General features: G+C 32.4%; 14 protein-coding genes and 1 pseudogene. 6 read left to right on the top strand and 9 right to left on the bottom strand.

Going from position 1 to position 14,656, the window contains the following annotated elements; genetic code table 11:
- Together ACFOZZ_RS06715 and ACFOZZ_RS06710 are read right to left on the bottom strand one after the other, a co-directional pair.
- Positions 1-838: IS110 family transposase (locus tag ACFOZZ_RS06715; protein ID WP_376814944.1), on the bottom strand; the 838-nt coding region annotated here is incomplete at its 3' end.
- A gap of 6 nt (positions 839-844) precedes the next feature.
- The gene (locus tag ACFOZZ_RS06710; RefSeq protein WP_376814942.1) at positions 845-1,021 is read right to left on the bottom strand and encodes a hypothetical protein; all 177 of its coding nucleotides are present in this window, start codon (positions 1,019-1,021) and stop codon (positions 845-847) included.
- 334 nt (positions 1,022-1,355) lie between these two features.
- Here ACFOZZ_RS06710 and ACFOZZ_RS06705 point away from each other — a divergent pair, with 334 nt between their 5' ends.
- The 4 genes from ACFOZZ_RS06705 to ACFOZZ_RS06690 all read left to right on the top strand — a co-directional run bounded on the left by ACFOZZ_RS06705 (position 1,356) and on the right by ACFOZZ_RS06690 (position 3,948).
- Positions 1,356-1,562: a hypothetical protein gene (locus ACFOZZ_RS06705; protein WP_279080258.1), complete on the top strand. Its 207-nt coding sequence runs from the start codon at positions 1,356-1,358 to the stop codon at positions 1,560-1,562.
- 99 nt (positions 1,563-1,661) lie between these two features.
- Complete coding sequence (locus ACFOZZ_RS06700; RefSeq protein WP_376814943.1) at positions 1,662-3,509, top strand: transposase; 1,848 nt, start codon at positions 1,662-1,664, stop codon at positions 3,507-3,509.
- 218 nt (positions 3,510-3,727) lie between these two features.
- Positions 3,728-3,844: a hypothetical protein gene (locus ACFOZZ_RS06695; RefSeq protein ID WP_278780828.1), complete on the top strand. Its 117-nt coding sequence runs from the start codon at positions 3,728-3,730 to the stop codon at positions 3,842-3,844.
- Positions 3,845-3,852: 8 nt separating this feature from the next.
- Positions 3,853-3,948, top strand: coding sequence for a hypothetical protein (locus tag ACFOZZ_RS06690; protein ID WP_278780827.1), 96 nt, complete (start codon positions 3,853-3,855; stop codon positions 3,946-3,948).
- Here the strand turns inward: ACFOZZ_RS06690 and ACFOZZ_RS06685 are convergent, their stop codons facing one another.
- Together ACFOZZ_RS06685 and ACFOZZ_RS06680 are read right to left on the bottom strand one after the other, a co-directional pair.
- Positions 3,949-4,800: a DUF4299 family protein gene (locus ACFOZZ_RS06685; protein ID WP_055232950.1), complete on the bottom strand. Its 852-nt coding sequence runs from the start codon at positions 4,798-4,800 to the stop codon at positions 3,949-3,951.
- Between the two features lies 1 nt (position 4,801).
- Positions 4,802-5,110: a BRCT domain-containing protein gene (locus ACFOZZ_RS06680; protein WP_270397620.1), complete on the bottom strand. Its 309-nt coding sequence runs from the start codon at positions 5,108-5,110 to the stop codon at positions 4,802-4,804.
- Positions 5,111-5,159: 49 nt separating this feature from the next.
- Here ACFOZZ_RS06680 and ACFOZZ_RS06675 point away from each other — a divergent pair, with 49 nt between their 5' ends.
- Positions 5,160-6,233, top strand: a complete 1,074-nt coding sequence (locus ACFOZZ_RS06675) for a metallophosphoesterase (RefSeq protein ID WP_376814941.1) — start codon at positions 5,160-5,162, stop codon at positions 6,231-6,233.
- A 153-nt stretch (positions 6,234-6,386) separates the two neighbouring features.
- Entirely contained in the window at positions 6,387-7,052 is a 666-nt protein-coding gene (locus tag ACFOZZ_RS06670) for a BglG family transcription antiterminator (protein ID WP_278780824.1), read from the top strand.
- 489 nt (positions 7,053-7,541) lie between these two features.
- Here the strand turns inward: ACFOZZ_RS06670 and ACFOZZ_RS06665 are convergent.
- The 5 genes and pseudogenes from ACFOZZ_RS06665 to ACFOZZ_RS06645 form a co-directional block, all read right to left on the bottom strand.
- A pseudogene (locus ACFOZZ_RS06665) lies at positions 7,542-7,745 on the bottom strand (hypothetical protein).
- A gap of 1 nt (position 7,746) precedes the next feature.
- A complete protein-coding gene (locus ACFOZZ_RS06660; protein ID WP_376814940.1) occupies positions 7,747-10,986 on the bottom strand; it encodes a type I restriction endonuclease subunit R in 3,240 nt (1,079 codons plus the stop codon).
- A gap of 18 nt (positions 10,987-11,004) precedes the next feature.
- Positions 11,005-11,598 (bottom strand): restriction endonuclease subunit S, encoded by a 594-nt coding sequence (locus ACFOZZ_RS06655; RefSeq protein WP_376814939.1) that lies wholly within the window; start codon positions 11,596-11,598, stop codon positions 11,005-11,007.
- Positions 11,595-12,827: a restriction endonuclease subunit S gene (locus ACFOZZ_RS06650; RefSeq protein WP_376814938.1), complete on the bottom strand. Its 1,233-nt coding sequence runs from the start codon at positions 12,825-12,827 to the stop codon at positions 11,595-11,597. The genes ACFOZZ_RS06655 and ACFOZZ_RS06650 overlap by 4 nt, the downstream gene beginning before the upstream one ends.
- The gene (locus tag ACFOZZ_RS06645) at positions 12,827-14,440 is read right to left on the bottom strand and encodes a type I restriction-modification system subunit M (RefSeq protein ID WP_376814937.1); all 1,614 of its coding nucleotides are present in this window, start codon (positions 14,438-14,440) and stop codon (positions 12,827-12,829) included. Before ACFOZZ_RS06645 ends, ACFOZZ_RS06650 begins: the two co-directional genes overlap by 1 nt.
- Between the last annotated feature and the right edge of the window lie 216 nt (positions 14,441-14,656).

The raw sequence follows: 14,656 nt of genomic DNA, 5'->3' as shown, positions 1-14,656 counted from the left end.
ATTTTCTTCTCAATCTTTCATTGGCTTTATCCGCGTATGCTACTACTTCACTGCTGCATTTTTCCTGTCTTGCTTTCAAATCTTTTGATTTAAATCCCACTTTCCCTCGTGTATAACCTTGTGCTGCTTCAACCAGTAGTTTTCTTAAGTGATTATTCCCCGCTTTGGTGATTCCAAGCTTATTTACATGACCTCCTGATGAGTCATCTCCAGGAATCAAGCCTAAATATGCCGAATACATGTTTCCTTTTTTAAAACGATTGAAATCACTTGTTTCCACGATTAAAGATAGTGCAGTATGCGTTTTAATACCAATTAAACATTGTAGCTGTTGCACTTTTTCTACATATTCCTCTTTTAATGATACTTCTTCAATTTGTTTATCCAAAGTCTCTACACGATCACATAAATGATTATATTCAATCATATATTCTTTCAGGGTATCTTGAAGTAATGGTTCACTAAAAGAAATTGTATTTATCCAATCAATATGTTTTCTTGTCCAGTAACTTTTTCCATTGAATTGTTTACCATTGCGTGTCAAAAACGCAATTATTTGTTGCTTAATGCTTTTTAAGTTTTCTTTTATATCATCTCTCATACGAATAAACTCTTTTACTGAATTGTCAAGTTCGGTAGGAACATGTACGGCAGAATATCCACCATAAGCCAAACATTCCGCAATCATCTTGGCACCACGATAATCGTTATTAAGTTTTCTTCCACCTTTTTCAGTTTTCATGGTTGTTGGAGCCAGGATAACACATTCCACATCTTTCTCTTTTAATTCATGATATAAAGAATATCCTAGACATCCTGCTTCATAGCCACATACAATATTCAGTTATTCATTTTCATGCTTCTTTTTAAAAGTTTCAATAACATGAATAATGTTCTTAACTTCAGGTTTTACCTGTGTGATACAGTGAACTGTACCATCATGTTCAAAAGATGGCTCGAAAATGCATAAAGTGTAGTTTGTAGTATGGACATCCATCCCTATTTTTATTATTCTATTCATAGGTAACCCTCCTTATTTGTTTGCGGTAATCCCACAATACTATGAATTTTTGTTTCTACTCAAAGTATAATGGTAAATCCACGATTGAACAATTAAGGAGAGTTACTTTTTTGTTTCCTCCTCGTCATTTCATATTGTCTATGTATATTAAAGTATAGAAAGTAAACAGATCATTAGTAAAAGTAACTATGATATAAACACACATACAACAAAACAACCATCACTATAATCAGAAAAATCCTAATAATGCTGCACATATAGCGAACAATAATAAACATGCAGAACAGTGCAATCCTAATAATTCAGCATATCATTCAAGTTGTGGAAAAAAGTAATGGCACGAACTAAAAGTGACAACATACAAATAAATATTTCCATTCCTGCTGGATGGAAAACAGAACTTGAAAACCCTGCACGTATCTATTCTGTTGAGGAAGGTGAGAGTATCATATTTCTTGACTTGTTGCGTAGAGGAATTCAGAAAAAATATCAATTAGGTGAACAAGACAGTGAAGAACAATATCATAGTGCTTCGTATTGAAAATATCTGATACAGTATCACATCATCAGGTATTCTAAATTCATATTTCTGGTATTAAAAGTAATGTAGAGGAAATACTGAAACAGATATTACAGAAAAATCTATTACCACATTAAGGCTCTTGAAGTGAAGCCTGACCATGTATATGTCTTTGTAGATTTACCACAAACTGCTGCTCCCTGTGATGTTGTAGGGACTTTTAAAGATATAAGTGCTATTGAACTATTCAAGGCATTTCCACAATTAATACAATTCTATGCAGAATGCGGTATGTTATGGTCTAGAGGATATTTTGTATCTACAGTAATTAAGATAATATTAAGGAGCAGAAAAATGATAACTGATAAAGAACATAAAAGACATCTTAAACAATTTCATAAATTTTCTGACAGGCATATCCTGGCTATAGAAACCGATATGCCTTATTCTGATATACAAAAAGTTGTAAAGCTATCGAATAAAATCAGAAAAGCAGGCAATGAACTTGTAGGTCTTATGAGAAAGAATTATAACCAGCTTATGCGTACAAAGAGATACCGTAAATTACTGTTTCTTTATGGTGATTCTAAAGATAAGGATAAACGAAGAACTTATGCTAAACAACTTAATGAAATGCAGAAAGCTTATAATATTACATGGGAATACTGCAGAACGTCCATGATTCCAATAGGCAAGAAATATGGTGTAGACGCTGTATTCGCTCTGACTAAAGCCGAAGATATATGGCGTGGTATTGAAAAATGCTTATATGGTAATGGCAATGCCATTCATTTCTCAAAATATGGAGAAATGCCTTGTATTCGTGCAAAGCAGATCAATCGTGGTATACCTATATTCGTTAGAGATAATAAGCTGCAGTTCAAACTTGGCAGGATGGTATTTGGAATACAAATAAATGATAGATTCCAGCAGGATGAAGTAGATGCAGTTTTATCATATCTTGCCGAATCTGAGATTCTGGATGACAGGGCTGTTAGTATTCTTATTAAAGATGGCTATTGCATAGATACATACAGACCCTGCTATGCTACGCTTGTTCCCAGGATGATAAGAGGTAAATACAGAGTATATCTGCATCTTACTATCGAGGGTAAAGCAAAGCAAAAATATGATAAGCATGGCAGCCCAAGACATAAATATGGCAAAGGAATGATCGGTGCTGATATTGGTACACAGACTGTTGCTTATACATCTGATACTGAGGTGGGCTTGAAGAATCTTTCAGAGCGTGGCAACAGTATTCAGACTTCTGAGAGAAAAGAACGTCTGCTATACCGTGCAATGGACAGGTCAAGACGTGCAACTAATTCGCAGAATTATAATGATGATGGTACTGTTAAAAAAGGTCGTAAGACTTGGAGATATTCTAATCATTATAAGAAATTAAAAGAAAAACATTCTGAATTATGTCGTATTAATACCATAAACAGACAGCTTGCAATAAATGAAGACGCTAACCATTTAAGAAGTCTTGGAGATGTATTTATCACAGAACCTAAAAATGCAGGCAGGCTTATGAGACGAGCTAAAGAAACTACGGTCAATAGTAAAGGCAAGTTTAACAGGAAAAAGCGTTTTGGCAGATCCATAAAGAATAGATGTCCTTCTGGGTTTCAAGCTACTGTAGAAAAGAAATTCAAGGTATCAGGTGGTATATATATTGAAGTATCTAATGATTACAGAGCAAGTCAATATGATCATACTGTTGATGACTATATCAAAAAGAAACTATCTGACCGAATGTATAAGCTGCAAGATGGTACTGAGGTACAAAGAGACTGGTATTCATCATTCCTATTATACTGTTACGATTACAGAACTAAAAATATCGATAAAAACAAATGTATTTCTGAATTTGATAAGTGTTACAGCAAAGAAAAAGCTCTAATCGAATGGATTAGGGTTAACGAGATCAAGGTATTAAATAGCGGAATTAAGATAGCGTAAAACATATTCAGGGAGATTGACTATACTTCCTTACGAAAGTAGAAATTTACCGTTAATGTGGTCGTCGGACTGCTTGGTAATGAAAGTTCTGATTCAAATAGATTTACACTTGTAACTCCAAAGTCTGAAAATGATGTACGATTACAAGCTACACTTGGCAATCAGAACCCCACGGGCTTGCCCGTGGGAGTAGTCAGGGATGGGGCTGGGCTGTTTTAATGAGTATAGGTATATATGATGGTTCTATGCAGTTTGTGACAATTAATCTACTATCAACAGGTGCTTCTATCATTACAACTGCTATTATGACTCTTATGGTATTCCAGAGCTCATAGCACTTATAGTGGTAGTATGTATCCACAAATGGAAACATAGTACGTTACTTTCTATTCTTCTAGGTACAATGACTTATATGTTTCTAATCCAGACTGTGTTTTAATCACAGTCTTTTCATTACTTCCAATGGGAGATTATTCACGAGTACAGTGTTACCATCATAATAGTTGATATAATCTGGTCCTAATGTAAATATACGTTCAAAAGGAATCGTACCCAATGATCTTTCTTCTGTTGTAGAATAAAGAGCTATTTCATAATAATCACATTCTAGCTTCTCACCTGTTTCAGGATTCTGATACCCTACAGGTACCCATGGTTTATTAGGAAGTAAAGTAGGGCAGTCTTCAGTTAATGCATAGATGCCTTTAATACCCTGATCTGTCTTAAAGAATTGTGGTTTTGCATAATAATAGTCATGACTTTGAAGTTCATGCATCCATGAAGAGAATAGATGTGGATTAAGAATAAACTGTTCTGCTTCATCCTTCCCAATCACTAATGGCCACATTGTACTCATTAACGTAAGAGAATCTGTTTCACCATTCGCAATCTTTTCTGATACTTCTTTAATAATACGATGATTGAAGGCAATAAGATCATCTTCCTGTGATAAGTACTCATCTATATCTTCTTCTATACCATCAATAGTGACACTGCATTTCCAGTAACTAGTAATCCTTCTTAAGCAGTTAAAGAAAGAACGCATTTCATCTGTAGTAGTAGGATTGAGTAAACGTAAGTTTAATTCATTCTTTTCATCTTCATCCCATGAAATATGAAAACCTCTACCAATAGAATTTGGATTATAGAAGATCATATTACCTTCCTGGTCATCACCCACCATTCTCATACCATCATTGATTCCAAAAGCCAATTCATCACCGACTATAACATCTAATGGAATAGTCTTTTTAAATAAACCCTTCTGTTTAATACATACATCAATAGACATCTTATCCTCCTATGCATCTCATGAAGTCTTCTTCTGAGATAATCAAAATCTTTTCATCCTTCTCTCTTAAGTCTAAACCTTTTCTAATCTTAGTACCATACTGACCATACTTCCATGTTTTACTTTTTTCTCCACCAACAATTAAATAATCAGTAGCACGTGTAGGGGCACTTAATACAGTACCTCCATGATTATAAATATAGTGAACTACATCACTTCTTCTCATAGAAATAAATAAACCAGTGACCACAAACTTACCTGTCAAATCTATATCAAATATTTCATCAAAAGCGAAAGGGTAATTATTCATAACTATTCCTCTAAAAAAGATATACAATATATATAGGAGGTTTATCACAATGGTTAAAATCCTAAACATCGCATTATATATCATATTCGTTCTTATACCAGCATTGTATTTTATATGGCTATTAAAACATGAACACCTGATTTTTAAAACATTTGTGGTTGTCATGGCTATTCTTTCTACAATCGGTATATTACTTAAATTTAACTTTAAACCATATAATCATATCTTTACCATGTTCATACTAGTGTGTCAATTTCTCACTATGTATATTTATATTCTTTTTATATGTGTTTATCTCTATCGTTTCTCCTTTAAATTTGTGAAACGAAGACCTTATCGTTTTGGGAATATCGTAGCAACTATGATTGCGATTACTCTTACAATCTCAGGTTTCCATTCTCATTATAATAAGAAAGAAGTCATCTATCATGTCACTGTTCCTAAGACATCTTCAGTATCTAAGTTAAAAATCTGTTTAGTCAGTGATCTCCATTTGAGTTCTGGCACTTATATGAGACAGGCAAGAAAACTTGTAAAAACAGTGAATGATAAACATTATGATCTTGTTTGTTTTGCAGGAGATGTATTTGATGAAAATACACCTGATGCATTAATGAATCGTTCTTTACAAGAATTCATGAATATGAAGAGTACTTATGGAACATACTGGATATCTGGTAATCATGAATATTATGGTAAACATACAGACTTTACTGTCTTTGAAAAATACAACATACACTTTCTAAAGAACACCTATGAAACTGTAGATAATACTTTTAATATTGTCGGCTTTACAGATAAGACATCTCGAGATCACTATGATATCAATCAAGTCATTCAAGATATGGATACTTCTTTACCTACTATTACACTAGACCATAATCCTGAAAGATTTAATCAACATACATATTTCACTGATCTTCAATTATCTGGTCATACACATAATGGACAGATTTTCCCAGGAAATATTATCCTTCATTATTACTATCAGAATTCATATGGTTTATCCCATTATAAGAACCACTATCTTATTGTATCTGGTGGATATGGTTCATGGGGATTCCCATTTAGACTTGGTACACAATGCGAATATGATACTATTTATCTCACTATGAGAAAATAGTTATACAAGAAATACAACTTTTTGTACAAAACATGTAAACGGATTCATAAATTTGCTTAAATTATCCTCTTTTGGTGTACAAATCTAAAAATAAGCATAGACAAAATGCTTTCTTTCCTATATGATAAGGGCACAAAGAGGTAGTGGAAAAAAATGGTCATAGAATTAGAAGAAAAATTTAAATTACGCAAAGCAGAAATCTTTGCGACAATCAAGAAGTATGTGACTGAAGCAAACATGAATATCTCAGATACAGTAATAGACAACTTATCTATTCATCTTGCTTTATCAATTACAAGAGAATTATCTGGATCTTATATCGAAATGAGTTCATCTCAGATTGAACAATTAAAACAAGCCAACACTTATCAGATTTCACAGTTAATCGTCTATGATTTATCTAAGAAATATGATGTAAAAATTTCTGAAGATGATATTTGTTATTGTGCGATGTATTTATCAAACATGACATTATTAGATTTAGACTTCTTTAGTGAATGCGATATTATTGATCAGGAAACTGAAAGCATTACTTTAGAAGCCGTACAAGAAATCAATAACCGTTTAGGATTAAATTTAAAGAAAAATGATGATTTCTATCAAGGATTATCAATGCATTTCTATCCTGCAATTCAGCGTTTAAAGAATGATGAACAGCTACATGATAATGTATTAGCTAACAAGATTAAAACTGAAAATGAAACAGAATATAAATGTGCAATGATTTTAAATGATGTAGTAAAGGAACATTATCATAAATCATTTAATGAAGATGAATTGGCTTATATAGCATTACATTTCGGTACAGCATTAAGATAACATCAAAGGGAACCATATCAATAGAAGATGGACCTAGGAGATAGCGAAAGCTATCTCCTTTCTTTTTATTTAAATTAGCATGTAAATCCTCTTTCTCACACTATGAAAGGTATTTTAAATTTAGTAGTGTCTGTCGTGGCAGGTGTTTTAGCTTATTACATATGCAAATGGTTGGACAAAAGATTTAAACGATAACCAGCCTAGTGCTAAGTACACTCTAAATAACTAGAAAAGGTAAGGAGTCCCATTCCTTACCTTTTCGCTTTGATGTTAATTGCATTCCAATTTGCAATCAAATAATAGCATCTAGTATTTTAATATGCAAGTTGATTTCAAAGTTCAATTTTAGGTTCTTTGGAAATCAGCATCCTCATAAGAAATACTTTTGAAAAACAGCTGAGATATTGACAAAATTCATACTTTTATTTGATTTGTTCGAAGGTAGATATACCTTATCAGTACGGCTCCTACCGACATAAGTGCAGGGCGTTAAAGTATGGAAGAATATGAATCCTTCCTATATTCTGGACATGATTCTTTATCAGTATATCCATTCAATTCATATTGAATCCATTAGTCAAAATCAGACAGTTTTAATTTTACAGCAATCAAATGTGCCTTTCGCAATACATTAACAATATCACAATTTGATGAAAGAATTTCTTTCTGTAAGTCTAAAACAATGCTTGCCATATTATTCGCTATCCTTTTCAACTTTATAAGAATCTTTGTCTTCTGCAACCATAAGAGTAGGGTGGTTATGCGTCACATTAGTATAATGCACATTATCCGATTCTTCTGCGATAAATGAACCACCAACACCAAAGAACTTCTCAAAGAATAACTTCAATTTATCAATAACCCCCTGTTTCTTAATAGTTCTTTTACTACTACCAAAACGAGATACAGGAGGCATAAGCTTATCGATATCCGTGCCTGTAGTTTTGATTTCTCCATCACGAAATGCATTTTCAATAAACTTTCTTGTTTCTGGTTCTTTTAATTTCTCTTCAACAATAATTTTAGAAAGTTCTTCTTCACGCTTTTTAGCAATATATTCATGCCACTCAGACATAATATCATCAACATCATTAATACCAGATATAAATGTCTCAATAAGAGCTTTCTTACTACGTAATTCAGGACTTGAATCAATTGCTTTACTAATTGTAATAAGTACTTCCTTATCTTCACAATGACTATCATGATATTTCTTTACGAGCATCAAAATATAATCGATATTAATTTCTATCTGTTTAATAAGTTCTATCTCAAAAACAATATCATCAATAATATCTGTACTTTCGCCTCGTTTACGTTTATTATTCCATTCATCACGTAAATCTTGATATCTACCAAGATAATCCTGTAAATCACGCTCAGTAAGAATTTCGTTACCTGCAAATTCGTCAAATGCTGAAAGAAGGTTTCTCATACGAAGAATAGCACCAAATAGATTAATAAAATCTTTTTGATTCTGTTCACCTGTAATTCTTGGCTCATCAAGTGGAAATCTTGACATCAACTGCTCAATCATCTCCACATAGCCTTGATGTCTTTTACCTTCCTCATCCTCATAGCCATAATAGTAATCTTTAAATCCCTTCATTAATACAATACCACCTGCATCTTTATCACCAAATAATGAAATTGCAGTATCAACACGTTTTTGAAGATTTCTAAAACATACAATATTTCCAAACGTTTTAATAGAATTTAGAATTCTATTTGTTCTTGAGAATGCTTGAATTAAGCCATGCATCTTTAAATTCTTATCAACCCATAAAGTATTTAATGTAGTAGCATCAAATCCTGTAAGGAACATATTTACAACTATTAATAGATCAAGTTCTTTATTCTTCATTCTAAGAGAGACATCTTTATAATAGTTCTGGAACTGATCACCATCTGTAGAATAGCTAGTATGGAACATCTTATTGTAATCATCAATAGCAGAATCAAGAAAATCCCTTGATGATTGATCAAGTGCAGAAGTATCTTCAGAATTCTCTTCTTCAAGAATACCACTCGTAGATTCTTCATATTCTGTTTCATTTGCACCATAACTAAAAATAGTAGCAACACGTAGTTTCTTGGTTGGATCAGCTGCCATTTGTTTTTTAAATTCCTGATAATACAATTTAGCCATAGGAACAGATGCAACTGCAAAAATAGAATTAAAACCACTAATACGCTGTTTTTGTTTAATCTCTTCTACAGTTCCTGCTTTTCCTGAAGCAACTTCTTTAATGTTAGTAAGAGTATTATAGATATATGTTTTATCGCCCCTATAAGTCTTTCTATCAAAATTATCAAGAATATATTCTGTAACAAGTTTTATTCTCTCAGGAGCCGTCATTGCTTTTTCACGTGCAATATCCCATACCTGTTCATCATCAATATCATCACTCATATCCATTGTTTTGATATAGTCCACTCTGAAAGGTAGTACATTTTTATCATTAATAGCATCAACAATAGTATATGTATGAAGCTGATCACCAAATGTCTGCTCAGTAGTAAAAAATTGAGGTTTAGTAACTCTTCCTGTATTTGCTGGGAAAATAGGGGTTCCAGTAAATCCAAATAAATGGTACTTCTTGAAGCTTTTTACTATAGCTGCATGCATATCACCAAACTGACTTCTATGGCATTCATCAAAAATAATAACTACATGCTTGTCATACACATCATGATTCTTATTCTTCTTTATAAAAGTAGCTAACTTTTGAATAGTAGTAATAATGATATGAGCATCACTATCTTCTAACTGTTTTTTTAGAATTGCTGTTGAAGTATTACTATTAGCAGCACCTTTTTCAAAACGATCATACTCTTTCATTGTCTGGTAATCTAAGTCCTTACGGTCAACAACAAATAGTACTTTATCAATGTAAGGAAGCTGTGATGCTAATCTTGCAGTTTTAAAAGAAGTTAGTGTTTTACCTGAACCAGTAGTGTGCCAAATATAGCCTCCGCCAGCAACATTACCGTATTTTTTATAGTTATTCGCAATCTCAATACGATTTAATATACGTTCAGTAGCAGTAATCTGATAAGGACGCATAACTAAAAGCATATTCTCAGATGTGAAAATACAGTACTTAGTAATAATGTTTAAGATTGTATGCTTTGCAAAAAACGTTCTAGTAAAATCAATTAAATCTGGAATTATACGATTGTTTGCATCAGCCCAAAAAGATGTAAATTCAAAACTATTACTCGTTTTACCTTTTTTAGAAGTAGAATTCTTTGAATCTTTAATAGCATTAAAACGTGTACTATTAGAATAATACTTTGTGTTAGTACCATTCGAAATAACGAATATTTGAATGTATTCAAATAGACCACTACCAGCCCAGAATGAGTCTCTCTGATATCTGTTAATCTGATTGAAAGCTTCACGAATAGCTACACCTCTTCGTTTTAATTCAACATGAACGAGTGGAAAGCCATTAACCAGAATAGTAACATCATATCGATTATCATGTTTTGCACCATCAGAAATACCGATTACATATTGATTAATAACCTGAAGAGAATTATTATGAACGTTCTTTTTATCAATAAGAGAAATATTCTTTGAAGTACCATCATCACGTTTTAATACTTGTATGTAATCTTCTTGGATTTTTCTTGTCTTCTCTACAATACCTTCATTATTGTTTGCAATATGGCTCTTAAAAAATTTTTTCCATTCATTATCAGAAAACTGGTAATTGTTCAACTTTTCTAATTGAATACGAAGATTAGCAATAAGATCCTTCTCATGATGTATTGTAAGATATGTATATCCCTGTTCAGTAAGCATATGAATAAATTCTTTTTCTAATGCTGCTTCTGATTGATATTGACTAGATCTACTTTTAACTGCTTCATATTCTGTAACAACTGTGCTTTCTGTTGACTGTGCAACAATATTGAAATATGGCATAGCATCCACCTCCTTTACTTATTTAAAACTAAGTAATTTGTCTCTGTAATATTCATATTGTTTTTGTCTAGCTTCGATTTCTGCAGGTAAACCAGAAGTTAGGTCATTGCAAAGAGCATCAAAGCGATCAAGAATCGAAATAATACGAGTTTGTTCTTCAATGCTAGGAACGATAATTCTTGTTTTACTAATATTATCATTATACAATCTTGCAATTGTACCGCCACTTGGCACATTCCATGGTTGCATTTGATAGTAATAATATAGATATCGATTCAATACAATACTTTCATCATTTGCAATCCAAACAATGTTAGAATCCTGATAATAAGCATCTTTTCCATCAAAAATAACAGTTCTGCCAATTGTTCCAGAAGCAGATATCAAAATATCGCCTTTTTTAGGATAAGCATATTTCTCTTTGTATTCTTCAAACTTGTCTCTAGATATATAACAATCAGGCTTTTTACCAAACGTACCAATTTTGAAAAAAGGCACATCACCAGTAGTGCTAGTCTCAGCTTTCATAATTCGCTTACACATTGAAACTTTTCCGACTGTCCCAAGTTCAATGCACGCATATCCGAAAACATATTGACATAATCGAATCAACGCAATATAGTCATCTGTCTGTCTGTCTGTCTGTCTGTCTGTCTGTCTGTCTGTCTGTCTGTCAAGATTGTGTTGCCTGTTTCAGCAAACGTCAAGAGCAAATCACGATAATATTCATATTGTTTCTGTCGCGCTTCAATTTCAGCAGGTAAACCAATATTGAGATCATTACAAATTTTCTCGAAGTTATCAAGAACATCAGCATAACGTTTTTGAACTTCAAGAGAAGGTAATGGAATTTCAATCTGTTCAATTGATGAAACATTTGAGTGAACGACCTTACTCTTAACTTTTCCTTTGCTTTTTTGCTGTCGTGCCATAGAAGTATTTAATACATGTGCAAGATATCTAGGATTTTGCTTATGTTTCATAACAACAATATCACTACCAGCTAAACACTTCTCATGTCCAATATAAGCAATCGATTTTGCAATATCTTCAACACTCTCACCTGTAATTGCAAATAAAATGTCACCATATTCAAAATATTTAGGACTTGAAATATACTCTTCTTTTGTATGGGATACACATTTATCAAACCATGTATTATATGTAGTGTAAATTTCTCCGTATCGTACGCAGGGGATACCTTCCTCTTTAACTTGATCACGTTTGATTCCGGCACCTCTATAAATGGAAGTAGATATTTCTTTAAGTTTCACCATTGGAATAGTATCATTCAGGTTTAACAATTCATCTCTATAATAGACATACTGTTTTTTTCTTGCTACCAGCTCTGCTGTCAATTCTTCTGTCAGTCTTATAAAACTGTCTAAAATATGGACAATTTCATATTGAACATCTAATGAAGGCACAGGAATTTTAAAATTTTCTATGTCTGAAATATGTACATGTGGTACTCCGCCACCTTTTTTTGTATCTGAAATTTTTCCCTGTATATTCGTTAAACAATAGTATAAATATTTGGTATCAACTTGGTCTACTCCTTTAATTGTAAAACAATCATTCGCAAAAATAGGCGTATCCCAATATTGAACGTAACCAGCTCCTGCACCACTTCCCGCTACAGTTATAATTCCTCCTTCACGATTAAATGTATCACAGTAAAAAGCTGGCTCTCTTCCACCTGAAATAACTGGAATGTTACCTTTATTGGCTTTTGCTTTTGTCAATGATGTTCCTCTCTTCATTTCAGATATATTTTTTAATTTTTTATATTTTACATTATTGTGACTCAAATGTTTTATATGTTCATTTAATTTGCTCATCACTGTACCTCAATTTTTAAAATCATCTCATCAATTGCTTTTCTTAAAGTCTCTTCTCTTGAAACAATCTCTTTTATTTCTGCATTTAGCTTTACAATATCAATTTTTTCTCTTGTATCTTTCACTTCTACATAATTGGATACCGAAAGATTATATTCATTTTCTAAAACTTCATCATATGATGCTAGATGAGAAAAATATTCAATTTCATTACGATTTGTGAAACAATTAATAATCTTATCCATATTTTCCTGTGTAAGCTTATTGTTATTTGATACCTTTATACATTCATTTGTTGCATCGACGAATAATGTCTTATTGTCTGTTTTACACTTTTTAAGAACCATAATACATGTTGCTATTGATGTTCCGAAGAAGAGATTAGGAGGTAATTGAATAACACAGTCAATGAAGTTATTGTCTATTAAATATTTACGAATTTTCTTTTCAGCACCACCACGATACATAATTCCAGGAAAGCATACAATTGCTGCAGTGCCATTAGAAGAAAGCCAAGAAAGGCTGTGCATAATAAATGCTAAGTCTGCCTTGCTCTTTGGCGCAAGAACACCCGCAGGCGCAAATCTAGGATCATTAATAAGTGTTGCGTCATCATTACCAGGCCAACTTATAGAATAGGGTGGATTTGAAACAATCAATTCAAAAGGTTCATCATCCCAATGTGCTGGTTCAATCAATGTATTTTCACATGCTATATTAAACTTATCAAATTCAATGTCATGTAAAAACATGTTGATACGACAAAGGTTGTATGTCGTTACATTTATTTCTTGTCCATAAAAACCATTACGTATATTATCTTTTCCAAGTACTTTTTCTGCCTTTAATAACAGTGAACCTGACCCACATGCTGGATCATATACTTTATTTATCTCAGTTTTACCAACTGTTCCTAGTCTAGTAAGTAGTTCTGATACATCTGCAGGAGTAAAGAACTCTCCACCTGATTTACCTGCATTAGAAGCATACATAGTCATAAGATACTCATATGCATCACCAAATGCATCAATATCATGATTTTTTACGTCTCCTAGGTTCATGTCTGCTACACCTTTAAGAAGCTTACAAAGTTTTTCATTTCTTCTTAATACAGTTGGACCTAGTTTATTACTGTTTACATCAAAATCATCAAAAAGACCACTAAAATCAGATTCAGATTCACTACCTTCAGCTGAATTTTCAATATGATCAAATATCATTTCAAGAAATACATTTAGATTAGATTTGATATCTTTTTTATCACCTTCTTGATCAATAAAATAAGCATCCTCTTTATCACATTTCTTAACTACATTGCAAAAAAGTTCTGATGGAAGAATGAAGAAACCTTTTTCTTGTACCAATCCATCTCTTGCTTCTTCAGCTTCTTCATCAGACATCTTTGTATAGTCAAAATTTGTATTACCAGCTGCTTCTTCTCCTTTATTAATATAATTAGCTATATTTTCAGAAATATATCTATAGAACATTGTACCTAAAACATAGTTTTTAAAATCCCATCCGTCTACTGCACCACGAAGTTCATCGGCAATAGCCCAAATAGCACGATGTAGTTCTTCGCGTTCCTGTTCCTTTTTGTTATCTATAGTCATAATTTCGTAACCTTCCTTTATCCATTCTACCTTCAATGCAATGAAACATATACTCTTGTCTCATAAACATAGAACTATTATATCATACAATCATTCTAATTTTGAAATTCTTCAGCACTAACATTACATCTCTATCTTCACTAAAATAAAGCATAACCTACATGCTTGTAAGCTAAGAAATTAGCTAAGAAATCTGATGTTAAGCTTAATTTGATG

It is taken from the genome of Catenibacterium sp. GCM10023432, from assembly GCF_042651925.1.
In the GTDB taxonomy this organism is placed as follows: domain Bacteria; phylum Bacillota_I; class Bacilli_A; order Erysipelotrichales; family Coprobacillaceae; genus Catenibacterium; species Catenibacterium mitsuoka.
Note: the sequence above shows the minus strand (reverse complement) of the source record. Positions and strands in the feature narration are given on the sequence as shown.